Below are 23,421 nucleotides of genomic sequence, written 5' to 3'. Positions count from 1 at the left end.
AGACCGCATGCGATTTCGTCAGGTACATCTTGATTTTCACACTTCGGAAGCCATAGCGTCGATTGGAGCACGTTTTGATAAGGGGCAGTTTCAGGAAATGCTTAAGCTTGGCCATGTGGATTCAATTACGATTTTCTCCAAATGCCATCATGGCTGGGCTTACCATCCGTCGGAGGCGAACGAAATCCACCCTGGGCTGAGCTTCGATTTGCTTGCCGCCATGATTGAGGCTGCACATGACATTGGTGTGAAAACACCCGTATACCTCTCGGCAGGTTTGGATGAAAAACTAGCAAGACGACACCCAGAATGGCTCATCCGTGATGAGAACGACCAAACAAATTGGGTCAAAGGCTTTATGCTGCCTGGCTATCACCAGTTTTGCTTAAACTCTCCCTATTTGGACATTCTGATCGAGCAGATCCGGGAAGTTGTGTCCCGATATGAGCTGGACGGCCTGTTTTTGGACATAGTAGGAATACGCAAGTGCTACTGTCACAGCTGTGTAGAGAGTGTGCGCCAACAAGGCCAGGATCCACGGGATGAGAAGGCTATGCGAATACTTTGGGAGAAAACCTACGCGAACTATAAATCGAGGTTGAAGGAAACGGTGGAATCGATCAAGTCAGGACTGCCAATCTTCCACAATGGCGGACACATTACACGAGGCCGTCGCGATCTGATTGGTATGAACACACATCTAGAACTGGAATCACTGCCTACGGGTGGTTGGGGCTATGACCACTTCCCGCTGTCAGCTAGGTACGCGCAAACGCTTGGCGTCGATTTTCTCGGTATGACAGGAAAATTCCATACGTCTTGGGGAGAATTCGGCGGCTATAAGCACCCTAACGCGCTCCGTTACGAAACGGCACTCAGTATGGCTAATGGTGCCCGCTGCTCGATTGGCGATCAGCTTCATCCTGACGGCTATATGGATGAAGCGACCTATGCACTGATTGGCGCGGCTTATCGCGAAGTCGAGGCCAAGGAGGCATGGTGCGTTAAGGCGACGAATGTTGCAGATGTGGCGCTGCTAACATTGGAAGCAACCGGCTTGCATCCGAAGGCCAATGTGTCCAAGTCGGATTCCGACGCAGGGGCTGTACGCATGCTGCTTGAGGGCAAATTCCTGTTCGATGTCATTGATCTGGAGAATGATTTTACTGCATACAAAGTGCTAATACTACCGGATTACGTAGCGGTGGATGATAAACTTCAGAGTAAATTGGACCATTTCTTACTACAGGGTGGCAAAATTCTTGCAACGGGCTGGTCCTGCCTTGATCCAGAGGGCACCGGATTTACAATCGACCTCGGGGTGCGGTATGTAGGAACAAATCCATACCGCCCCGACTATTTCCGCCCTCTGTTCAATCTTGGAAGCTGTAGAGAAGCCTCTTACATTTTCTATTCACAGGGACAGAAAATCGAGCTTGCGGGCGGAACAGAGCTTGCACACCGTGAAAACCCATATTTTAACCGCGATCTGTTTACGTTCTGCTCGCACCAGCATACGCCAAGCAGCTATGAATATGGAGGACCGGGTATGGTGGAAAGCGAAAGAGGTATGTATATAGCGTGGAACATATTTGAAGATTATGCGACCAAAGGCAGCCTTGTGTTAAAGGAAGCGGTCATACATGCGTTGAATCGACTGCTCCCTAAGAAGACGCTGCAAACAAATCTCCCAGCGCAAGGCGTCATCACGCTGCAGGATCAACCAGAAGAGAATCGTCTGGTTAATCATTTGCTGTACGCAACCCCAATCCGCCGAGGGAAAACCATCGAAGTAATCGAGGATATTGTTCCCCTATATGACGTCCAGGTTTCCGTTCGTACTTCCAAACACGTGAAGAACGTATATATGGCACCGCAGATGACAACGCTCACCTTTAGGCACGAAGACCAGACGGTTTTCTACACAGTACCTAGGCTGGAGTGCCACCAGATGGTTGTCATCGAGTATGAATGTTCCACAAAAGAAGAACAGGTTCATTAGGACCTGTTCTTCATGCTATTCATAGAGCTACCCATCCAACCTTCAAGTGACCAATAGGCACATGAGCACATACAATGGTTAAGAGTTGGAAGGGAGTGGCCAGAGCATGCCTGCAATTATTAACGGTGGAATCAAAATCCTCAATGTCACTCAGGGCTCCAATGTCCAGATTGGCGATACCTTGGTAATTAACCTTACCAGCAGCTCCAAAATCTTTGCGGGAGCCAACTCGTTTTCGCCAGGGGATAGCTTTGGAAGTGTTCAGAATGTGCTAAATGGGAGCAATAATACGGTCGATCCTGACCTCGTGGATACGCCGAATAATACGATATAATTGCTGCTCATTAACTTCCATAAATTGGACGAATTTTGCGCCGTAGTTGACGGTCCTAAAGGGATAGGGTGCTGCGAAGGATATACGGAACGCGAATCCATTTTAGGGGATAGAGACGCTTGTTAAAACGAAAAGTGATTCGGATATATATTGGAAATCTAATGTGGTTTCTTCCAGTCCTCATTTTGATCATGGGGGTCAATCCTTCTGTCGTAGGCAGTTTTTGGTGGAAGGCGCTGGGTTTTCTACTCTTTGCTAGTATTGTTGTCGTATGTATCAGTTCTTGGCTTCAGGTACACCGTGAACAACGTGAACTTGATAAAAAGCGACTCGATTATGAGTCTGTTGTATACCGTCAATTTTAATAAGACTGACTGACCGTCGATGCGATACGCATGGGCGTTTTTTTTCGTTTTTTCGTATACCTAAAGATCGTATCCGTTTTTCGATAATAAATAGATGTCAGCAAGTAAGGGGATGTATTACACTAGTAGGTATTATTACGCAGGAAAGACTTGGCACAATTCAGGAGGCCATCTGTAGATGAAGCATCGGCAAGTGCTACAGTATATTAATCAGCATTTTAAAGTGAAATTAATTATGACACTGTCGATCATCATCATTCTTTGTTCCCTCATTACTGGGTACATTTCGTATCGTATTTATTTAAATTTGTTTGAAAGTGAGATCAGTAAGCAGTATCTAACGACCAGTGAGCAGACGATCGAGCAGATTGGTTTCAAAATCCAAGATATGTATCGGATTACCGATTTTATTATTTTTCACCCCCGCGTTGAGCAAATTGTGCAAGGAATCCGTGCGGAGCCGCCAGATGGTGAGACCAAAGCCTATCGTAGATTTATTTTGGAACGTGAATTGTCGGAAATTCTGCTGCCATTGAAGAATGAAACGCCGCAAATACGTGCGTTATATATTGTTGATCTGGAAGGGAATAATTACTACTTCAGTCATACGAACCCGTCCATGCAGATTACGTTTCCTGATTTTTACAATAAGGTGAAGACGGGGGTGAACCAGACATCAGCGGAGATTGTATGGCAGCGATTAAGCATTCCTGATTCCTCTGATCCTTCCGGGGAGAAAAGCAATCTGGTCGCAACTCGCCTGCTCAAATCGACGAAACAGCAAGCTGTTTACGGGACGCTGGTCATGATTATTGATGAGTCTTTTCTGACAAGTCCCCTAGACAAACTAATGGCTGGCAGAACGACAGGAGCGTATATTTTCGACCAATATAATAAATTGTTGTATAGTCGAGTGCCGCAGGGCAGGGCTGGGATTATTCCTGCATGGGAAAATCAGGAGAGGTCATTTATCGAGCGGAATGAAAATGAGGATTATTTGTTTGTAAAAAGCACCTACGAAGCCCGTTCTTTCAAGCTTGTTAGTGGTATTTCCCTAGCGGATATTGAGGAAAAGGGCAGGATGGTGTATCAGGTTGCTGTCATTTCTGGTCTCGTCAGTGTTCTGCTGATGGCGGTCTGTGTCTCGATTTTCAGCGGTAGAATGTTGAAGCCTTTACACGGATTAGTGTCCGCCATGCATCAATTGCGCAGAGGTAATTTGGAGGTTGAAATTCCCAAAACGTCTAATGATGAGTTTGCTTTTCTGGCGGAAAGCTTCAATCGAATGGTCGAGAATATTCAATCGTTAATTAAGGAAGTGTACGTCAGCAAGCTGAGTGAACAGGAAGCGGAGCTTAAAGCGCTGCAGGCTCAGTTGAATCCGCATTTTTTATACAACGCACTGAATTCGATTTATTGGAAAATCATGCTCCTGTACGACGATGTAGAGACGGCTTCCTTGGTGACAAGTTTATCTGATTTATTGCGTTATTCATTGGAATCGGTCTCTGCGCCAAGTACTTTGCAAGAGGAGCTTAAGCAAATTCGAAATTATATGACGATCCAAGAGGCTCGGCACGGTGAAGGGCTGCATGTTTCCATCGAAGCAGAGGATGAGCTTCTGGCCTGTGGGATGCAGAGGCTGATTCTTCAGCCGTTAGTTGAGAATGTCTTCGTTCACGCATTTCGTGATCAGCCGGACAACAAGTGGTTATGGATTCGAGCTTTCCGCCAAGGCGCTGATTTACAGATTGAAATCGAGGATAATGGGAGCGGCATCGATGAGGAGACATTTGTACGTCTGACGGAAGAACAGTCGGTGTATGATCATCAGAGGGAACGGGAGAGTATTGGTGTTCGGAATGTTGTACGTCGTATTTACTTGGTCTATGGCGATCCCTATCGCTTAGAAATCGAACGCTTGCCGCAGGGCACGCGGATGCGCTTGATTTTGCCGTGTGAACAGATGATGTCTTTCGAAGGGGGAAAGGTGGATGAACCACATCTTATTAGTTGAGGATGAGCCATTATTTCGCAAAGGGCTTGCCAAAATGATTACGGGATCTGAAACCAACTGGCATGTCTGCGGTGAGGCCGAGAACGGGCAGGAAGCAGAAATCCTTATAGCTGAGAGGCTGCCGGACCTCGTCATTACGGACATTCGCATGCCATTAATGGATGGCTTAGAGCTGCTGAAACGGAGTAAGCTCAAGTTCCCGCATATCGAGTTCATCGTCATAACGGGATTTCAGGATTTCCAATATGCGCAAGCCGCATTGCGGTACGGTGCCATGGATTTGCTAATCAAACCGTGTGGTAAGCAAGATATTTATGATGCGTTAGATAAAGCTGAGGTTCGGGTATTGGAGAAGCAAGCGAATCTGCGCAAAGCGGAAACGGAGCACGCCTTATTGCTGGAGAACACGTTAAGAGGGCTCTTGTTGCGCTTCTCCTATCGTGCAGAATTAGCAGCGGAATTAGAGATGAGTTTAGCTGACTGCAAACTGGTCTTATTCCAGATCACGGACTTCATGCCTTCACACAAAAAGTATACGAAGCGGGATATGCCGTTACTGCAGTTTGCGGTGCTAAATATGATCGGCGAATTGCTCGATATGTATCACATGGATGGGAAGCTGTTATTGATCGAAAATGGGCAGTTTGCCTTGCTTTGTCAGGATTCGTTCGAGGAAAAGCTTGTTTGTGAAGCGGCTTGTGAAACCGTGGAACGGTTACTTGGCTTACAAATGTCTTCTTATTGTGTAGGGGCAGCAGCTGGCGTTCAGGATCTTGCTGATCTATATGAGGCAGGGCGTAGCATGTTAGGCGCAACTATGGTTGCGGCGCAGGACAAAAACGATGCACAGGTCGATAAACAATTATCGACGAATCGAGCCCAGCAGCAGCTCATTAGTACGCAGACGATTGCGTTTATCTTAGCAGGACAAATTGAGCCGATGAAGCTATATCTAGCCCAATTGATGAAGGACATCTATGGATTGTCCGTGGAAAATGGGAAAGTGGAGGCTTTGTCGTTCAGCTTTGCTTTACAGGAAACTGCACGCAAGCAGTTTGAGATGGCGTATGAACCACAGTTATTGACAGAGCGCATCGCGCTGCTGCACGCCTGTGGCACGAATGACGAGGTGTCTAATTGGACGGGCATGGAATTGGACCGCTTCATGAGCAACTTCACGGCGTGGCAGGAGAAATATAGCGAGAATGTCGTGTGGAAGGCGGCACGATACATGGAGGAGCATTATGCGGAGCAGTTGCCACTTCAAATGGTGGCCTCGCAGGTGCATTTGAATGCGACCTATTTCAGTCATCTGTTCAAAAAAGAAACAGGACGCAGCTTTGTTGATTATTTAATTGAACTGCGGATGGAGAAAGCGAAGGGACTACTGGCTAACACGGATATGAAAATTACCGAGGTGTCGGGCGTAGTTGGGTACGATTTGCCGAACTATTTTGCCAAACTATTCAAGCAAACAACAGGCCTGTCGCCGAAGGATTATCGCAAGATGGTTCGACCTGATGCGATTAGCAACGTGAGGAATTGATAAGTTCTCTGTAGTATCATTAGCATCCCCCATTGTCTATCTGAGACGCTGGGGGATTTTTTGTGCGCGCGACATTTGGCGTATGGAAAGCTGTACATTTCCAGTTAGAATCTAAAAATCGTATCCGTTTTCCCATAAATCGTAGATGTTGCATGGGCCCAATTTTCTTACAATTAACTACATAATGGTATGATAAACACAATGACAACGAGAGGGGGAAGCACTCTGCGTAATCCATTCCAACGAGCTTGCCTTCCAAAACTGATGACCACTGTGGTGATCATATCCATTATGACGGGCTGCTCTACCCATTCTAAGAATGCACAAGAGACCGACGCACAGAAGTCTGCGAAACGTGGCAAGGTTACCGTCACGATTTATGATCGTGGCAACATTCCTTCGGGCCAAGGAACGGTTGAAAATAATCTCATGACAAAATGGATTAACCAAGCAGGTCCCGTGGATGTCACCTTCATTCCTTTACCAAGGACGCAATCTGATCAGAAGCTGAACAATCCGAATTTCGTCGTTCAGGGCAACGAGCTCATTCATGGATGGGACAATATGCAGGCAGTAACAGCGTTCAAGAAGAGACTGTACAATGAGGGATTGGTTGACAAGGAATTTTATATCGATAAGTACGGGGCTAAGGCCAAGCGAGATTTCTTGAATGGGAAAATCGGCATTTATATGGACCAGTTCAATGTTCCGATCACCTTCTATAATGACTTCTATGTGGGTCTGAAAAAGAGTGTGCCAGATGCCGAGCTGGCTATTATGCCCTATCCGACAACCCCTGTGGGACGATTTAATCCGATTTTCGTCAACCCGATTCAAATGACAGGTGTCGTAAATGCCGAAACGAAAGATCCAGAAGCGGTAATGAAATATGTGGATTTCGCAGCTTCGGAGACGTTTATGAAAACGATGTACTACGGGTTCGAAGGTGTGCACAGTAAGACACTGCCAGGTGAATGCCCTCAGGTGACGGATTTGAACAAATGGCAGAAGGAATTCAACTATGCGTCTGGCGATTTCGGGATGTTAGCCTCACCAACACTTGCCGGTAAATGCTATTTCGGTGTGGAGAAAATGGATACGAAAGACCCCTTGCAGCAGGAAGTTAAGAAGATGTTCGAAGCGAACTCTTCCTTTATCGATTTTAATTTGCAGATGGCAGGACCTACGCATTCCGAGCAAATGCCGCAGCTGTCGAAAGATCTTCAGCAGATTCTTACAGACACGATGAAGCAAGTGGATGTAGGCGATGGCGACATTTGGATGAAGGCCATATTGACACCGAATTATTCGCCAGAGCAAGCGAAGAAGGATGCCATTGCAGTTTGGGAGAAGGCGGGTGGCGCACAAGTGGACGCTTGGTATAAAGCCTTTTATGAGAAGGACAAGGATACGATTATTTTGAGCAAAGATATTTATGATATTTTCAAGCAACAACGTGCGCTTCAGAACAAATGAGAGGCGCACCTGACACTCAGTTAGGTGGTGACGAATCGGTATGGCATCTGAGATGGCTAGGAGTAAGACGCAGCTTGCATTGCGCTACATCAATAAGAAGAAATATTTGTACATCCTGTTGATTCCTGCTGTTGTGTACTTTCTCATTTTCAATTATGTGCCGATGTACGGCATTATCATTGCTTTTAAGGATTTCAATTTCTCCAAAGGGATTGTCGGAAGTCCGTGGATTGGCTTTGAGAATTTCCGGTACATGTTCGGGCTGAGTGATTTCTACACGGTGTTCTGGAACTCGTTGTACTTAAGTTTTCTGCGACTTGTATTTGGGTTTCCGTTCCCAATTCTACTGGCATTGCTGCTCAATGAGATGGGTAACCGTACCTACCAACGCATTACCCAGACAATCATCTATCTACCGCATTTTATTTCTTGGGTTGTCATTGGGGGGATTCTGGTCAATTTCCTGTCCCCGTCATGGGGCGTTGTGAATATTTTCTTGAAGCAGTTTGGCTTCGAGCCTGTGTTCTTCTTAGCGGATACGAATTACTTTCGACCTTTGGTAATCCTCAGCAGCATGTGGAAGGAATCGGGTTGGGAAAGCATCTTGTACTTAGCCGCGATGGTAGGGATCAATACAGAACTATATGAGGCCGCTAGTATCGATGGCGCGAACCGCTTCCAAAGAATCCTATACGTCACGCTGCCAGGGATCAAATCGACGATTATTATCCTGCTGATACTAAGGCTGGGTCATATTATGGGCAATGGCTTTGAACAGATTTTTGTATTGCAAAATCCGTTGAACCTCAGTGTTTCCGAAGTGTTTGAGACCTATGTGTACCGCGTCGGTTTGATTGGCGGAAGGTTCTCTTTCGGTACAACCGTTGGGCTGTTCACCTCTGTAATTGGGTTAATATTCCTGCTAGCGAGCAATCAGATCGCAAAGTGGATGAAAGAAGATGGGATTTGGTAAGAGGAGGTTACAGTTGTGGGCATTCGATCGTTTGGCGATAAAGTTTTTGATGGTTTGAATTATGGCATTGTGACGCTGTTTGCAATCGTTTGCTTATTTCCATTCTTCTATGTGGCAGCGTTCTCGATTACTCCGTACTCCGAGTATTTGGCGAATCCTTTGAAGCTCATTCCCTATCACATTGAGTTAGCGGCGTATAAGCAGATTCTGCAGATGCCGCTCATGTGGACCGGGTATAAGAATACGCTGCTCATCACGATTATAGGCGTAGCACTCAATATATTCCTGCTCCTGATTTCAGCCTATCCGCTCTCCAAAACGGACTTAAAGGGCAGAAATGTTATTATGATTCTCATTACATTTACGATGTTCTTCAATGGCGGCTTGATTCCTAACTTTTACTTAATCAAAACGTTGCATATATACAACACGCTATGGGCAATGATCCTGCCCGGCGTCTTGGGTGCCTACAATTTGATCTTAATGAAGAACTTTGTAAGCGCTATACCAGCGAGCTTGGAGGAATCGGCGTTTATCGACGGGGCCAATGAAATCAAGGTTTTATATAAAATTATCGTGCCACTTTCTAAGCCGGCTATTGCGACCTTCGTTATTTTTCATGCGGTGACGCAGTGGAACACGTTCTTCTCAGCAATTATTTACACCTCCAAGCGAAGTCTGTGGCCATTGATGTTGATTTTGCGGGAGATGGTTGTCGATGATGGCGGCATTGCCAAAGATGCTATGGATATGAATAACAGTGGGATAACGGTGTTTACCATCAAGATGGCGATCATCATCTTTGCTACGCTGCCGATCCTGCTTGTGTATCCTTTCCTGCAAAAGTATTTCATGAAGGGTGTACTGGTAGGTTCGATTAAAGGGTAATTTCATCATTTCACACGGTTAGCCTCGATTAAATCTGCCATCCCGCAGTTTAATAATAGCAATCATAAAGGAGTTGTTGGTATTGAAAGGGTCAGTCAAAAGCATCGCAAGCAGTCTAATTTGCATCGGGTTACTGTCTTCTATCGTTATGGCTTGTAGTTCTAACACAGATAATACGGCAACCACAGCTGCTACGACAGCACCGAGTACAAGCACAGCGTCAACAGCACCAGCCAAAACAGCACCTGTCAGTATTAAAATGTTTAACCGGGTCAATGCGAACGTGGTCATTGATAACAATCCCGTCATTGCTGAAGCTGAGAAGCTGGCCAATGTAAAGCTATCCGTAGAAGCGCCTCCAATTAACAACTATGTCGAGAAACTTCAGGTGATGATGGCATCCGGTGATCTGCCAGATCTCGTATACAACTGGGGCGGGGCTGACGCGAATCTGGAGAAATGGTCCAAGGACGGTCTACTGACGCCGCTGGATGACAAGATTGCGAAGTATCCGAATTTGACGAAAAACATTACGAAAGAAATGTGGGACGCCGTTAAATCTATTAACGATGGTAAAATTTATCTAATCCCGAGAACGAACGTTGTGAATCACTGGGGCTATATGGTCAACCAGCAATGGCTGAACAAGTTGAATTTGAAAGCACCTACAACATTGGATGAGTTTACGAATGTGTGTAAAGCTTTTACCAATAATGATCCAGATGGTAACGGTAAAGCCGATACCTACTGTCTGAGCTTGTCCAATCCTAGCCTTGGCAGCAATACGGTGTGGAATTCCACCTTCTTCTTGGCTTCTGCTTTTAATCTTCCGATTATCAATGGCGTCAAAGATACCGATGGTGCTTATAAAATCAGAGAGAAAATGTCTGGCTATATTCCTTTCCTGACGTATTTGAAAGGGCTAAACGAACAAAAACTCATCGATCCCGAGTACCTGATTAACAAGATTTATGTGGATCAAGAGAAGCTGAATCAGAATCGCGTAGGTATCATTTATTCTCATCAGTACGCAGTTATGGCCAACTTAGCCAAGGATAAGGAATCTGACAAAAAGTACTCGTATCAACCTGTCTTAAAAGATACTAAGGGTGTAGCCATGGATCTCGTTACGCCGGCAGTGTGGGGCGGTTGGATGATTCCGAAATCGTCCAAAAATGTGGATGGCGTATTGAAATTCCTGGATTGGGGTAATACGACTGAAGCGAATACCTTGTTCCAACTAGGTATGAAAGGATTAACGTTTGACAGCTATGATCCTGCTACGAAAAACATTTCCCGTACAGCCGACCAAGCAACCAAACTTGCTTCCACAACGAGCACGTATATGACGCTTGCGAACGCAATTGATGGCAACCCAGCTATTATCGAGGGCGCGGATACAGTAGACAGATTGAATACGTACAAAGCGCAATTGGATGTGGCGATGAAGCAAATGACTGTAGTCAACGTGCCTGCCGTTCGCTCACCTAAAATCTTGAACCTGAATACAGCAATTCCGGATCTAGTTAAGAAAAAAGACGATCAAGAATTGAAATACTTGATGGGCACACTTACGCTCCAACAGTTTAAGGACTTTTTGGAGAAAGAATGGTATCCAGCTACAGCGGATGCCGAGAAAGAATACGTGGACTACATGAATAAGTTAGGAAAATAATAAATTTCTTGAGATACCCTGACAGATAGTTGTCAGGGTATTTACTTTATAATAAGGGTATAACTGGGAATAACGATAAAACCAATTGAAGGAGTGTATGTTGAATGACACAAACGGCTGAACGTATGTATGACTATCATGTATGGGCGAATCAAACGCTGATAAACAGGTTGAAGGAACTTCCACAGGAGGTGTACCGTCAAGAGATTCAGAGTGTGTTTCCGACGGTATCGAAAGTGATTGCTCATATCTACCTTACAGATCGCGTGTGGTTAGATATACTTGGAGGTCGGGATATGCAGGCGGCTATGTCAGCCTCTTGGCAGATAACGGAAGCAACAGAGAGCAAGAGCTTGGATGAGCTAGAGGGTATGTATAACGAATTGTCGCTGCGATTTAAAGCATTTTTGAAGGAACAGCCTGATTTGGAAAAGAAAATCACGGTCGATAATCCACATGCAGGAGTAAGGGAAACCAGTTTGACTGAGATGGTTCTCCAAGTCGTGAATCACGCTACATATCATCGGGGGAATGTCACGGCTATGCTGCGCCAAATGGGTCATGCTTCGGTCATGACGGAATACGCGCTGTTCTGGTATGCGGGTGCAGAGCAGCTTACTTAAACGCGTCGAAGCTAAGGATGTTTTGCGCGGTTACTTGCTGTCGCGTTTGTACCATATTCAGGCAGCTCTAAAACTTGCAGCACCTCCCAGAACTGCTCAACCATCAAATATCTGCCCTACCTGCAGGCACATTCCCATGCCATCCACAAAATAGATGGATATTCTGATGTTAATTTGAGCGAAATCAGCTAGGAAGTTGGTTTAGATGGATTTTATGTAGCTAATTTTGAGGAAATCCAATGAGTTGGCGAAAAGTGGGAATAATAACTGTAGGAATGCTCTTCTGTCAAGAAAGTGGACGTCACTAAGTTATGCGACCTGCTGGTAGTATAGCTGCTCAAATTGCTCAGGTGACATGTAACCAATTGTGCTATTCGACCTTGTCCTGTTGTAAAAGAACTCAAGATACCGATACAGCTTCTGCTGAGCTTCTTGTTTGGTCTTGAATTTTGGGTTGCTATAGATGAATTCACGCTTCAAAATGCTATGAAATGCCTCAATACAGGCATTGTCATAACAGTTTCCTTTTCGACTCATACTTGGTGTTATCCCGTAGTTTTCGAGCTGTTTGCGGTACTCTTTGGACGCATATTGAGAACCTCGGTCGGAATGGTGAATCAGGTCTTCTCTAGGCTTCTTCACGCTATAAGCCTTCTTAAGTGCATCTAAGACGAGATCCGTTGTCATTCGGTCACACAGTTTCCATCCAACAATTTGCTTTGTGTAAAGATCTAATATGCTTGCAAGGTAGAGCTTTCCTTGACGGCATGGAATGTAAGTAATATCTGCTACCCATTTTTCATTTGGCTTCGTTGCAGCAAAATCTTGCTGAAGGAGATTGGGCGCAATCGGCTGGTCGTGGTTAGAATCCGTTGTTTGCACTCTGAATTTACGTGCCATGCAGGAGCGTAACCCTTGTTCACGCATAATAAGGCCGACCGTCCGTTCCGATACGCACAAGCCTTCCTTTAGAAGTTCTTTGTGTATACGTGGGCTGCCATAGATTTCATGCTTCAGTTGAAAATAGTATTTAATACGATCTGTTAGTTCCTCTTTACGCTTGCACTGCTCAGAGACGTCAGCTGTTTTCCATTTGTAATATCCGCTCTTGGACACTTTTAAAACGTTGCACATCTTCTCCAATCGAAACTCAGAGCGGTGATCTTCAATAAACTGAAATCTCAGTTCCTTTCTTTGCTGAAGATGTGCATGGCCTTTTTTAGAATTGCGATCTCTTCCTTGAGATCTTCGATTTCCCGTTTCTGATCATCAATGAGTTGAGACTGCTCGCGGAGGTTTTCCACTTTGTTCACAGGCTCATGATCAAACTCACGGTATTTCCCCAGCCAATTTCGAAGAGTACCAGGATTAACATTCAACTCGTCCGCGATATGCTCTAAGGATTTAGTCTGCTCTTGCACATACTTTACAGCTTCACGTTTAAAAGTTTCATTATATCGTTGTCTTGATTCGCTCATGGAGAGACACCTCTTAGTTAATTGTTAAGCTTATTATTACTTCTACACTAAGAGACGTCCACTTTTTATTCTAAGTGCAGAAATCCATCTATTCAGCACATTTAGGTTAAATGGGCCGAAATAGATGGATAATTTCCATTTAATCACTACTGCGGCTAGTCGGTGAGTCGGTCGTGTAATCGAATAGTCGGCCAGTCCGTGAACCGGTCCTGCGGCCAGTTAGTCTGCCAGTCAGCGCAACCTGCCCAGCCCCAAAGAAATAGGCCCTGTCGCAATCATGCGAACAGAGCCGTTTTCACGTTTTCACGTTTAATTCATCGATGCGCCTTCTGTGAATAGGTGGAAAGTCACCCCGAATTTATCCTTGACTTGTCCGTATGCCGGGCTGAAAAATGCCTCATGCAACTCCATAATAACCGTGCCGCCATCTTTGAGCCCTTCGAAATATTGCTTCGATAGGCTGGCATCCTTCGTAGTAATACAAATCGTCACATGATCTCCCTGTTGAACGGGTTTACCTGGGTCGGAGTCCGAGAACATCAGTTGACTTTCGCCGACTTGCAGCATGGCATGGGCAATAAGCCCTTTTTGTTCATCGGCAAGCGGGTAATCAGGGCTGGCAGGCATTTCACCAAAGGTCTGTTTAAATAGGACTTGAGCATCCAGCGCTTTCTCATAGAAGGCAATTGCTTCACCAGCAGTACCAGGCAATACTAGATACGGAGTTAAACGAACGGACATCAATAAACAGCTCCTCAAATTGAAGTAGTTGAAAGGTAAAAAGTCTACCTCTTATTATTACCACATTTCCCCGAAAAAATAAAGAACATACGTTCTAGTTATTGGACGATATAGCGAAATAGTTGCCCTCGATCTCGAATTTCCCCCATGCTCTCGGAAAGTGACCTATACTATAATATAGTAGATAAAGACTATCTTCTCACACACAGGAAAGGTGCTATCGTCGCCTATGAATAAGCTTGCTATATGGTCGTGGCTGTCACGCCTGTTCCATTCCTTCTCACTCAAACAACGCATATGGTTTACCTTTGTCATATTAATTACCGTAGGTATGGTGGCAACAGGGAGCATCGCCTACCTCATCGCGTCCAAGGAAATTCAGCGCAATGCGATGCAGTCTAGTCAGGATACCGTGAATCAATCTGCGCAAATCGTCAATGAAAGACTGAAAAATATCGGAACCGCTGTGCGGGCTCTCATGTTCAGCGACGCCTTCAAGCAGCTGATGAAAGATGTTCAGAATAAAGATAGTACTAGCTACTATAAGTCATTGACGGCTTTGCAGTACGTCTTCAATCAAGTGAAGTTTAATGATTCCATGATCGAAAGTATATTAATAGCCACGCCAATTGGGGATTTCTATCCGACCTCAAGTGCACGTAATATTTCGAACTCATTTTATGAATCGGACATGTTTAAGCAATTTAAGCTTTTGAAGCGCGGCTTTTGGAGCACAGGGCATGTGGATCCGTTTTTTACGGGGAAACAGCGGGTCATCTCGCTTGTCGCAGAGGGTGTAAGTGAAGATTCGATCATGCTTAACGAGCCAACCAATGTGTATGTGGTCATCAATGTGAAGGAAGATGATTTGCGTGAACTCTTTATGGATAATTTGTCGGATCCCAATAAGCACTACTACTTCGTAGACTCACAAGGGGAAGATATTAACTACGCCGATCGTATTCAGGATAAAGCCTTCATTCAACGTCCCGATTTTGTGCATCAACTTACCAATGATAGTAAAGGATCGTTCTTTTTCAAGGATAAGGATCGTAATAACTACCTTGTTAACTATGCGCGCTTAGACGTCAAAGATGATTGGATGATTGTCAGTGTCCAAGCCAAAGATAAATTGTTAGCCAAATTGAATGGCATCAAGCAAGCTACGACATTAGTGACCATCGGCTTTGTCCTCGTTTCCCTTTTTATCACGAATAATTTAACGCTCCTGCTGCTCAAACCGTTGTTCCGACTGCAGAAACTGATGAAGCGCGTAGAAGAGAATGATCTGGAAGTACGTTTTGAAAGCGAGTATAAGGATGAAGTTTCTCAGGTCGGTTTCCGCTTCAACCGGATGTTGGACGAGATTAAGCAGCTTATTGCGGACGTCACCAATCGGGAACGTGATAAAAGGAAAGCAGAGATTAAGGCGTTGACGGCGCAAATGGATCCGCATTTTTTCTATAACACACTCAATACGATTTATTGCAAATCAGTCCTGGGTGAAAACGAAGATGTGAATGAAATGATTTTGGCCTTATCGAATATGTTCCAATTGAGCTTAAGTGGGGGCAGGGATTTGATTCCACTCGCAGATGAGCTCGATCATGTTCGTCAATATTTGGCGATTCAGCAAAGGTCGTATGAGAATTTATTCGTCTTCCAAATGGAGGTCGAGCCAGAGCTGCTAGCTTGCCTTGTACCTAAAATCATGATCCAGCCATTGATTGAAAATAGCATTTTGCATGGCTTCAAGGATATGACCTCCGGTGGTGAAATTCAGCTCAGAGCTCGAACCGAAGATGAGTGGCTGCATATCACGGTGGAGGATAACGGACATGGTCTCGTTCCCGAACGCCTTCTTCAAAGTATGATGCACCCGATGACCTCGAAGCATGGCTATGCCCTGCGCAATATTTATACGCGTCTGCAGCTGTACTATGGGACTGAACAACGGATGGAGATCGGGATGAATGCATTTGGCGGAGCTCAAATCGACTTGTGGCTGCCACGGTATGAGAAAGAGGAGGATTTCCATGGACCGACTAATTAAGCTATGTGTGGTGGATGATATTCGAAGTGTCGTGGATATGATTACGAAGAAGATTCCATGGGAAGATCATGGGATCGAAATCGTAGGAAGTGCGACCAATGGCGAGGAAGGCTTTGCGGTAATTCGTGAAACACGGCCAGATCTGATTCTAACCGACATTCGTATGCCCAAAATGGATGGTTTAGAAATGACCCGCAATATTATGGAGATCCTGCCTACGAGTAAAGTTGTTATTTTAAGCGCGTATACCGACTTCGATTATGCCCAAAAAGCGATCCAATACGGAGCATTAGATTATGTGAAGAAGCCTTTTTCCATTGAACAGATTGTGAAAGCGGTCGTAAAGGCGAAGGAGGTTTGGGAGCAAGAAAACCTGAGCCGCACGCAGCTGATCGGTCTCCAACAGAAAATTAAGGAAAGCATGCCGGCTCTCCGGCAGGAGTACTTATCCCTACTCGTCTACCATCAGACTAATGAAGCGGAACTGGCGCGTTTATCCGACTTTCTGGACATTAATGAGCTTAAGCCTCCGTTTGCGGTAATGACGATCCAAATTGATCAATTTACCGATAAATATGGCGAAGTGCCGGTGAAAGAACTAGAGCTAGTTCGTTTTTCCTTGCAAAATATTGTAGAAGAGACGATTGCCTTAAGCGGGCCAGCGGTTGTGTTCAGGGAAGGTTTCAATCGGTATATTTGTATTCTCCATGTGGGGAATCATGAGATGCCGATTGCAATTGCAGACCAGTGCTGCGCGAATATTGCGCGACATACGAAATTTACGATCTCCATTGGCATTGGAAATAGTGTAGAGACCGTGCAAGAGCTGCCCAAGAGTTATCAGCAGTCACTTAGCGCATTATCGTATCATTTCTACACAGGAGGTAATGGGGCATTCAGATATAACACGGACGCAGCAGCACTGCCTGTGGAGTGGATTTACACGGAGGATAGCGAGAATGAGTTTCTGTTCGCTTTTCGCTCGGGTAATCGGGACGCCTGTGTCGAGTGGGCGATGACGGTTTTCACGGAGATGGGGAAAGTGTCGATTCTCCCTGAGCCTGGCGTCGTAGAGCGTTTATTGCAAGGTCTTGTACTTCGCATGCTGCGTGTGCTCATGGAGAAATTCCCTCGCCATAGCTTAGCTGAATTTGAAACGAAAAATCAGGAAATAAGAGACAGCGGGGCTGCTATTCTGGAGTATCGCGCATGGTTCATCGAGCTGTGTGAAATAGGCTGTCGACTGATCCATCAAGAACGGGCCAGCGAGTCGCAGAAAATTATCCATCGTTCAGCGGAGTACATCAAAGCGAATCTGAATATGGATTTGACCTTGGAGCACTGTGCGAAGCAGGTGAACTTAAGCTGGGGCTACTATTCGAATTTGTTCAAAAAAGTAACCGGGTCGACGTTCCAACAGTTCGTTACGCAAGCCAAGATGGAGAGGGCGAAGTCGATGCTGATCGAGGATTATCAGGTACAGGAAATTGCGCAGCAGCTGGGCTACGAGCATCGGCGTTATTTCAGCGAGGTATTTAAAAAACAGACCGGTCTAACGCCGACGGAATTCAAAGAAATGTCGCTAGGCAAGCCCTCCAAGCCGTGAGGACTTGCCTGTTTTATTACCATGGGGAAGGGAAACATATAGAAATATCTGCCCTCATTCAAGAGTTGACCACATTATCAGCACAAGGGAAATCTTTTAATATTAGAAATGTAAACAACAGATTTAAGGGAGGCTTACACATGATTAAGAAAATAGGGACGGTCACATTAACAGTCGCACTGGCAGGTAGCTTAGCAGCTTGCAGCTCCACCAAAACCGAAACTGCAGCAAGCCCTGCAGCATCGGCGAAAGCATCCAGTGGGCCGGCGAGCACAGCTCCTTCCAAGGCCAAAACGAAGCTCTCTTATTGGACGGGTGACCGTCATGATATGGATTATATCAAGAGTGTTGTTCAGAAATTCAACGAAACGAATGGCGATAATATTGAAGTTGAAATGGTTGTAAAGACGGAAGACTTTAACCAAGCGATTGATCTGGCTTTTGCTTCCGGACAGGCGCCTGACATCATTCGTGTCAAAGAAAATACGATTCAACCTTTTGCAGCGAAAGGGTATCTGAAACCTATTGATTCGTATGTAACGGATGCGATTAAGAAGAAATTCCCAGTCATTGATGATTTCAATCGCATTGGTGGCAAAATGTACAGCCTTCCAAACTACGGATCGACGATTCGTCTCGTTTACAACAAAGAGCTTTTTGCTAAAGCTGGAATCACGGCACCTCCGAAAACATTGAAAGAAATGGTTGAAGATGCGAAGAAAATTACCGCAGTTGGTAAAGCGAATGGCTCCTACGGCTTCGCGCAGAACTTCAAGAGCCCGGACAGTGCCCTTGGTCGTTCAGCAAGAGTAATTGCAGAAGCAAGCGGCTACGGCGGCTTTGGTTATGATTTCAAAACAGCGAAGTTTGATTTCGCAGGGTACAAAGATATCATTCAATCCTTCAAGCAAATGGTTGACGACGGCAGCACATTGCCAGGTATGGAATCCTTGGATATTGATCCACTTCGTGCACAATTCGCGGAAGGTAAAATCGGTATGTACATCTCCTTCTCTTCCGAGCCAGGCGTATATGCGAACCAATTCCCAGCGAAGATTGAATGGGCTGCAGCACCTGTTCCTACCATTGATGGCACGATCAAAGGCGCAAGTTCATTCCTTGGTGGTCAATGGCTATCCATCAGTAACACGACCAAAAACGCCGATCAAGCTTGGAAGTTCATGCAGTTCATGTATGAAGATGAAGTCTTGAAAACGTATCACGAAAAAGGCTTTGGCTTGTCGATGGTACCATCTGTATCCTCTGTTGCCAAAAAACCAGAGATCAAAGGCATTGAAGGCTTCTTGCCTAGTGGAAATGACGGTACATGGCCGCTTCAACCAACCGTTACGGTTGAAGGTATGAAATATAATGATGCCTTCTTCAAATATATGATCAGTGGTGGTAATTTGGATCAGATTATTCAAGATTTGAGCAAACGTTATAACGATGCGTTGGATAAAGCAGTCGCGAAAGGCGATGTCAAAGTAGCGCCGAATCCAAGTTTCGATCCAATGAAATTAATGATGAAATAAGAGCTAATTGAAGAGGCATACAGCGAGAGTGGAGGTTAAACTCCACTCTCGCTCTCTACTTAGCGTGAAGGAGAGGGAATGGGATGAACAGAACACGCCAGATCGGGTTTTCATACTTATTTTTGTTTCCAAGCTTTCTACTGACCATGGTGCTGGGTGTCTATCCGATTGCTTGGGCGATTCGATACATGTTTTATGAGTACAAGGGCTACGCGGCTCCAACGTTTATTGGATTCGATAACTTCAGTCGACTTTTCCGGGATACGGAGTACTGGCATTCTGTCGTAAATACATTCGTCTATGCAGGTGGAAAGCTCATCATAACACTTCCGTTATGCTTAGCACTTGCCGTTATATTGAACTCCAAGCTGCGCGGACGCAACTGGTTAAGAGCAATCTATTTCATGCCTACGATTATTAGCTCAGCTGTCATGGCTGTCGTATTCTTTATCATTTTCAACTCGTACAACGGTATTCTTAATCAGTATTTATTAAAGTTTCATATCATCTCTGAAAGAATCGATTGGCTCGGTCCCAAGCATGCGATGCTGACAACGATCATCATTGCGGTATGGGGGGCGGTAGGGAACTACATGCTGTTATTTCTAGCTGGTCTTCAAAATATCCCGAATGATGTGTACGAAAGCTCATCCTTGGACGGCGCGAATAAATGGCAGCAGTTCTGGTATTTAACGATTCCAATGCTAGGTCCCGTGCTGCAGATCGTGATCATGCTCGCGATTATCAATTCCCTCAAAGGGTATGAAAGCATTATGGTTCTTACCGAAGGCGGACCGGTAGGGAAAACGGAAGTTATGTATCTCTATGTTTACAAGCTCTTTTTCCCAACACCATCAGGATCTTTTACGGATCAACAATTTGGCTACGGTAGTGCTGTTGGTTTCATGACCGCTGTCATTGTCGGCATCATCACGCTTGTGTATCATCTGATGTCGAAACGCCTAAACAAACTACAATAGGGAGGAGACTTAAGAACCATGGAAGTGACAGAAGCGATATCTGCTGTTCATATAAAGAAACAAACGCATTCCTTCTCAGCGGGGAGATGGGGGGGAAGAGCGCTGCTCTGGTTGTTTTTACTAGTAACCGCCTTGCTCATCGTTTTCCCAGTCGTTGTGACTTTTTTAGGCTCCTTTATGTCAAATTTGGAGATTACCAAGGGGGGCAAGATATTCCCGTCTTCCTGGCATATTGAGAATTATAAGGAAGCCTGGGTACAGGCCAACTTTGCGAGATTTACTTGGAATAGCTTGTTCCTGAGTGGAGCAACGACGATCGGCGTGCTGACCGTAGCTTCCATGGCAGCTTATGTGGTTGACCGTATTAAATTCCCTGGAAAAGCGATCTATGTGGCGATTCAAGCCTCCACGATGTTTATCTCCATTGGAGCAGTCGTCATTAGACCGCAGTTCGAGCTGATGGTGAAGCTGCACCTGAATACGAGTTTATGGGGCGTTGTTCTCATTCTGGTTAGCGGACACGCGTATATTTTCTTTATTCTACTAAGTTTTCTGCAGGGTATTTCCCGGGAATTAGACGAAGCCGCGCGAATTGACGGCTGTTCCAACGGAGGTATTTTCTGGCGAATTATTTTGCCTCTCATGCGACCAGGACTCGGGGTTGGGGCCTTGTTTACTTTTTGCGGGGCGTGGAATGAGTACTTGCGACCGTTAGTATTCACGATGACGAATCCAAAGCTGCAAACGTTGACCGTTGGGTTATCTTATTTGCGGTACGGGACAACAGCTGCGGTTCAAACGCATTATATGCTAGCTGGAGCGTGCTTATCGATTCTTCCGTTGCTGCTGGTTTATATGATTGCGAATCGTTCGTTTATGCAAATGACGGCGGGTTCATTGAAAGGCTAGGAGGACTTCTGACCATGGACATCAAGCGTTTAGAAAGACTGCGTTGGAACGCAGGAAGATCAGAATTTCAATCAGCAATGGCGCTGTTACGACGGGATGCGGAAGAAGCGGCGAAGATCACCTTCGCCATTCGCTCCCATGAGCAAGGCGAATGGATGCACTATTATTATTGCGATGAAGATGGGACTCGGCTCACTTTCCAGTGGAACGAGCCCTTTCTTCATCTCTGTTCGACCTGTGGCAAGGAGAGACGAAGTAAGCTGCTTGATGGGGGCTGGACGTCATTTGCGCATAGTCAGATCGGTCGTGCTGTGTATCACATTGCTTTATTGTATGCGGTGGAACCTGATGCAGGCCGGCTGCATAACGTTAAATCCTATCTGATGGCGTATGCCGACCACTATGAAACGTACGCGATTCATGGTGATATTCCTTATAATGGGCCCGGGAAATTATTTGCTCAAACCTTAGATGAAGCCCATTGGATCACAGATCTGGCACTTGGCTTTGATGTGATACAGGAGCATCTGACTCCAGCTGAGGTTGCGCATATTCGGGTAGGTTTGCTGGAGCCCTGTGCTCGGTTTCTCATTGCGCATAAAGAAAAGCAAATCCATAATCATTCGGTTTTGATTACATCGGCGATTGCCGCGCTTGGGCTTTTGCTAAATGATAGAAACGTGCTTGATGCAGGCTTAGCAGGGGAATATGGTTTGGATGACCAGCTTGAACGTGGGATTTTTGAGGACGGCTTATGGTACGAGGGGAACGTGCAGTATCACTTCTATGCGTTTCAATCGTTGCTGCACTACGCCTTAATAGCGGAAGGAACACCGTGGGATGTCTGGCAAAAGAAAGCGCTGAAAGCGATGTTCGATTATCCACTACAGTTGGTATTACCTAACGGCGTGATGCCGACGCTCAATGATGCAGGGCTTGGCCATCATATAGGCACATATGCGCCATATTACGAGATTGCCTACGATATCTACGGAGATGGCAAGTATTGCTCGCTTTTGAATACGGCCTATGGCACAGATGATGCAGATCGGCGCATGAAAGAAGTAAATCGAACAAAGCGAGATTCGATTTATGCCTTGATGTTTGGTCAGGACTTGATCGGACATGTAGAGGAGTCAGACAAGCTTGGGGAAGAGGTGCAGCGGACACGCTCTTTACCTGGAAGCGGGCTAACCAAGTTAGTGAACCAAGATGGCTGGCATGTGATCGTGAAGCACAGCCGGTTCGGTGGCGAGCATGATCATATGGACCGACTTGGCTTGTCCATTATGCACGGCAATGTCCCGTTACTCGTCGATCCGGGCACCACGGCATACGGGATTCCAGTTCATTACGGGTGGTTTAAGCATACGTATTCGCATAATACCGTGAGTATCGACGGGGCAGACCAGCCGCCACGGGATGGGCGATTGATTCAAATGCACGAAAAAGCATGGGGTGTGTGGTTGGAAACCGCTGTGGATTGGTTGGCTGAAGATTATTTGATGAAAGATCGTATTATCCTGCCTGCTGAGCTCAATCCTTGGGACATTGACGCCTCCGAAGGTGTTCAAATTCGGAGAATTAACTTGCTAGCAGAGGATCATCTGCTAGATATCGTTCAAGTTACCGTCCCAGTCCCACGGGTGGTCCATGTAACGAATCATTTTAGCGGCACGCTGCTAGGCAAGGATGATGCTGCCAAATGGTCTACGTCGGAAGATCAACTTGGCCGACTGGATCAGCAATGGTTCAAGGAGAAACGGAAGCTGGTGCAGGACGTATCGGCCTTCGAATACCGCATGAGTGAAGGCATGTTGGAACAACACGTTTGGTGTTCGCAGCCAACAACGACATATACAGCACTGACCCCAGACAATCCGCCGAGCGGGCAACGAACGTCTTTCATTACAACCGCTGCTGTGGAACAATGTGCGATTTTTGTGCAGCTGCTGCACGTCGACCGAAGTAGGGAAGTGAAGGCACAGGGTCATCTTGAGGTTGTTATGCTGTCGAATAGCAACCTACAAGTCGTGTGGAATCGAGTTGGATCGCAGATCACGTATGATGTGCAGTTGAGAGGAGAGAAGGCGGAGCTGAATAGGAGAAATAGCTGAGATGTCCATTGCAGCTAATTAGTATAGAAAGCTGCCCTTGATATGTAAGTCCCCGCATTACGGGGCTGAGGGCAGATTTATTACAATTATAATTGTAAGCGTT

The 23,421-nt window shown here is 45.7% G+C and carries 19 protein-coding genes; 16 read left to right on the top strand and 3 right to left on the bottom strand.

Annotation, left to right across the window (positions count from 1 at the left end; all coding sequences use genetic code 11):
• Positions 1–7 precede the first annotated feature (7 nt).
• From ACSQ8P_RS28745 to ACSQ8P_RS28700, 10 genes are all read left to right on the top strand, one after another.
• A complete protein-coding gene (locus ACSQ8P_RS28745; RefSeq protein ID WP_436238320.1) occupies positions 8–2,002 on the top strand; it encodes a beta-galactosidase trimerization domain-containing protein in 1,995 nt (664 codons plus the stop codon).
• A gap of 106 nt (positions 2,003–2,108) precedes the next feature.
• Positions 2,109–2,336 carry a spore germination protein gene (locus ACSQ8P_RS28740; RefSeq protein ID WP_436238319.1) on the top strand — a complete coding sequence of 76 codons (228 nt, stop codon included), beginning with the start codon at positions 2,109–2,111 and terminating at the stop codon, positions 2,334–2,336.
• A 119-nt stretch (positions 2,337–2,455) separates the two neighbouring features.
• On the top strand, positions 2,456–2,701 hold the full coding sequence (locus tag ACSQ8P_RS28735; RefSeq protein ID WP_436238318.1) for a hypothetical protein: 246 nt from the start codon (positions 2,456–2,458) through the stop codon (positions 2,699–2,701).
• A gap of 178 nt (positions 2,702–2,879) precedes the next feature.
• The gene (locus ACSQ8P_RS28730) at positions 2,880–4,718 is read left to right on the top strand and encodes a cache domain-containing sensor histidine kinase (RefSeq protein WP_436238317.1); all 1,839 of its coding nucleotides are present in this window, start codon (positions 2,880–2,882) and stop codon (positions 4,716–4,718) included.
• Positions 4,696–6,264, top strand: coding sequence for a response regulator transcription factor (locus ACSQ8P_RS28725; protein WP_436238316.1), 1,569 nt, complete (start codon positions 4,696–4,698; stop codon positions 6,262–6,264). The genes ACSQ8P_RS28730 and ACSQ8P_RS28725 overlap by 23 nt, the downstream gene beginning before the upstream one ends.
• A 201-nt stretch (positions 6,265–6,465) precedes the next feature.
• The gene (locus ACSQ8P_RS28720) at positions 6,466–7,740 is read left to right on the top strand and encodes a hypothetical protein (RefSeq protein WP_436238315.1); all 1,275 of its coding nucleotides are present in this window, start codon (positions 6,466–6,468) and stop codon (positions 7,738–7,740) included.
• 40 nt (positions 7,741–7,780) lie between these two features.
• Positions 7,781–8,713, top strand: a complete 933-nt coding sequence (locus ACSQ8P_RS28715; protein ID WP_436238314.1) for an ABC transporter permease — start codon at positions 7,781–7,783, stop codon at positions 8,711–8,713.
• 15 nt (positions 8,714–8,728) lie between these two features.
• Positions 8,729–9,601, top strand: a complete 873-nt coding sequence (locus ACSQ8P_RS28710; RefSeq protein ID WP_436238313.1) for a carbohydrate ABC transporter permease — start codon at positions 8,729–8,731, stop codon at positions 9,599–9,601.
• A gap of 82 nt (positions 9,602–9,683) precedes the next feature.
• Positions 9,684–11,276 (top strand): extracellular solute-binding protein, encoded by a 1,593-nt coding sequence (locus ACSQ8P_RS28705; RefSeq protein ID WP_436238312.1) that lies wholly within the window; start codon positions 9,684–9,686, stop codon positions 11,274–11,276.
• Positions 11,277–11,380: 104 nt separating this feature from the next.
• Positions 11,381–11,899: a DinB family protein gene (locus ACSQ8P_RS28700; RefSeq protein ID WP_436238311.1), complete on the top strand. Its 519-nt coding sequence runs from the start codon at positions 11,381–11,383 to the stop codon at positions 11,897–11,899.
• A 309-nt stretch (positions 11,900–12,208) separates the two neighbouring features.
• On the opposite strand, the gene ACSQ8P_RS28695 is transcribed toward ACSQ8P_RS28700, so the two are convergent.
• The 3 genes from ACSQ8P_RS28695 to ACSQ8P_RS28685 all read right to left on the bottom strand — a co-directional run bounded on the left by ACSQ8P_RS28695 (position 12,209) and on the right by ACSQ8P_RS28685 (position 14,118).
• Positions 12,209–13,069, bottom strand: coding sequence for an IS3 family transposase (locus ACSQ8P_RS28695; protein ID WP_436239623.1), 861 nt, complete (start codon positions 13,067–13,069; stop codon positions 12,209–12,211).
• Positions 13,070–13,080: 11 nt separating this feature from the next.
• A complete protein-coding gene (locus ACSQ8P_RS28690) occupies positions 13,081–13,377 on the bottom strand; it encodes a transposase (RefSeq protein WP_436233768.1) in 297 nt (98 codons plus the stop codon).
• A gap of 309 nt (positions 13,378–13,686) precedes the next feature.
• Positions 13,687–14,118, bottom strand: coding sequence for a VOC family protein (locus tag ACSQ8P_RS28685; protein WP_436238310.1), 432 nt, complete (start codon positions 14,116–14,118; stop codon positions 13,687–13,689).
• Between the two features lie 229 nt (positions 14,119–14,347).
• On the opposite strand from ACSQ8P_RS28685, the gene ACSQ8P_RS28680 reads away from it, so the two are divergent.
• From ACSQ8P_RS28680 to ACSQ8P_RS28655, 6 genes are all read left to right on the top strand, one after another.
• On the top strand, positions 14,348–16,171 hold the full coding sequence (locus ACSQ8P_RS28680; RefSeq protein WP_436238309.1) for a cache domain-containing sensor histidine kinase: 1,824 nt from the start codon (positions 14,348–14,350) through the stop codon (positions 16,169–16,171).
• Positions 16,155–17,777, top strand: a complete 1,623-nt coding sequence (locus tag ACSQ8P_RS28675; protein WP_436238308.1) for a response regulator — start codon at positions 16,155–16,157, stop codon at positions 17,775–17,777. Before ACSQ8P_RS28680 ends, ACSQ8P_RS28675 begins: the two co-directional genes overlap by 17 nt.
• A 140-nt stretch (positions 17,778–17,917) precedes the next feature.
• Positions 17,918–19,312, top strand: a complete 1,395-nt coding sequence (locus tag ACSQ8P_RS28670; RefSeq protein WP_436238307.1) for an ABC transporter substrate-binding protein — start codon at positions 17,918–17,920, stop codon at positions 19,310–19,312.
• A gap of 83 nt (positions 19,313–19,395) precedes the next feature.
• Positions 19,396–20,292 carry a carbohydrate ABC transporter permease gene (locus tag ACSQ8P_RS28665; protein WP_436238306.1) on the top strand — a complete coding sequence of 299 codons (897 nt, stop codon included), beginning with the start codon at positions 19,396–19,398 and terminating at the stop codon, positions 20,290–20,292.
• Between the two features lie 18 nt (positions 20,293–20,310).
• Positions 20,311–21,201 (top strand): carbohydrate ABC transporter permease, encoded by an 891-nt coding sequence (locus tag ACSQ8P_RS28660; RefSeq protein ID WP_436238305.1) that lies wholly within the window; start codon positions 20,311–20,313, stop codon positions 21,199–21,201.
• 14 nt (positions 21,202–21,215) lie between these two features.
• Positions 21,216–23,318, top strand: coding sequence for a heparinase II/III domain-containing protein (locus ACSQ8P_RS28655; RefSeq protein ID WP_436238304.1), 2,103 nt, complete (start codon positions 21,216–21,218; stop codon positions 23,316–23,318).
• Positions 23,319–23,421: the final 103 nt, after the last annotated feature.

This window comes from Paenibacillus sp. LjRoot153 (assembly GCF_964253085.1).
Classification (GTDB): domain Bacteria; phylum Bacillota; class Bacilli; order Paenibacillales; family NBRC-103111; genus Paenibacillus_E.
This window is presented reverse-complemented; position numbering and strand designations above follow the sequence as displayed.

Coding starts and splice junctions, on each gene's coding strand:
- ACSQ8P_RS28675 (WP_436238308.1), top strand. CDS start 16,155: ATGGACCGACTAATTAAGCTATGTGTGGTGGATGATATTCGAAGTGTC.
- ACSQ8P_RS28670 (WP_436238307.1), top strand. CDS start 17,918: ATGATTAAGAAAATAGGGACGGTCACATTAACAGTCGCACTGGCAGGT.
- ACSQ8P_RS28660 (WP_436238305.1), top strand. CDS start 20,311: ATGGAAGTGACAGAAGCGATATCTGCTGTTCATATAAAGAAACAAACG.
- ACSQ8P_RS28685 (WP_436238310.1), bottom strand. CDS start 14,118: ATGTCCGTTCGTTTAACTCCGTATCTAGTATTGCCTGGTACTGCTGGT.
- ACSQ8P_RS28690 (WP_436233768.1), bottom strand. CDS start 13,377: ATGAGCGAATCAAGACAACGATATAATGAAACTTTTAAACGTGAAGCT.
- ACSQ8P_RS28655 (WP_436238304.1), top strand. CDS start 21,216: ATGGACATCAAGCGTTTAGAAAGACTGCGTTGGAACGCAGGAAGATCA.
- ACSQ8P_RS28720 (WP_436238315.1), top strand. CDS start 6,466: ATGACAACGAGAGGGGGAAGCACTCTGCGTAATCCATTCCAACGAGCT.
- ACSQ8P_RS28725 (WP_436238316.1), top strand. CDS start 4,696: ATGAACCACATCTTATTAGTTGAGGATGAGCCATTATTTCGCAAAGGG.
- ACSQ8P_RS28700 (WP_436238311.1), top strand. CDS start 11,381: ATGACACAAACGGCTGAACGTATGTATGACTATCATGTATGGGCGAAT.
- ACSQ8P_RS28740 (WP_436238319.1), top strand. CDS start 2,109: ATGCCTGCAATTATTAACGGTGGAATCAAAATCCTCAATGTCACTCAG.
- ACSQ8P_RS28680 (WP_436238309.1), top strand. CDS start 14,348: ATGAATAAGCTTGCTATATGGTCGTGGCTGTCACGCCTGTTCCATTCC.
- ACSQ8P_RS28745 (WP_436238320.1), top strand. CDS start 8: ATGCGATTTCGTCAGGTACATCTTGATTTTCACACTTCGGAAGCCATA.
- ACSQ8P_RS28730 (WP_436238317.1), top strand. CDS start 2,880: ATGAAGCATCGGCAAGTGCTACAGTATATTAATCAGCATTTTAAAGTG.
- ACSQ8P_RS28715 (WP_436238314.1), top strand. CDS start 7,781: ATGGCATCTGAGATGGCTAGGAGTAAGACGCAGCTTGCATTGCGCTAC.
- ACSQ8P_RS28665 (WP_436238306.1), top strand. CDS start 19,396: ATGAACAGAACACGCCAGATCGGGTTTTCATACTTATTTTTGTTTCCA.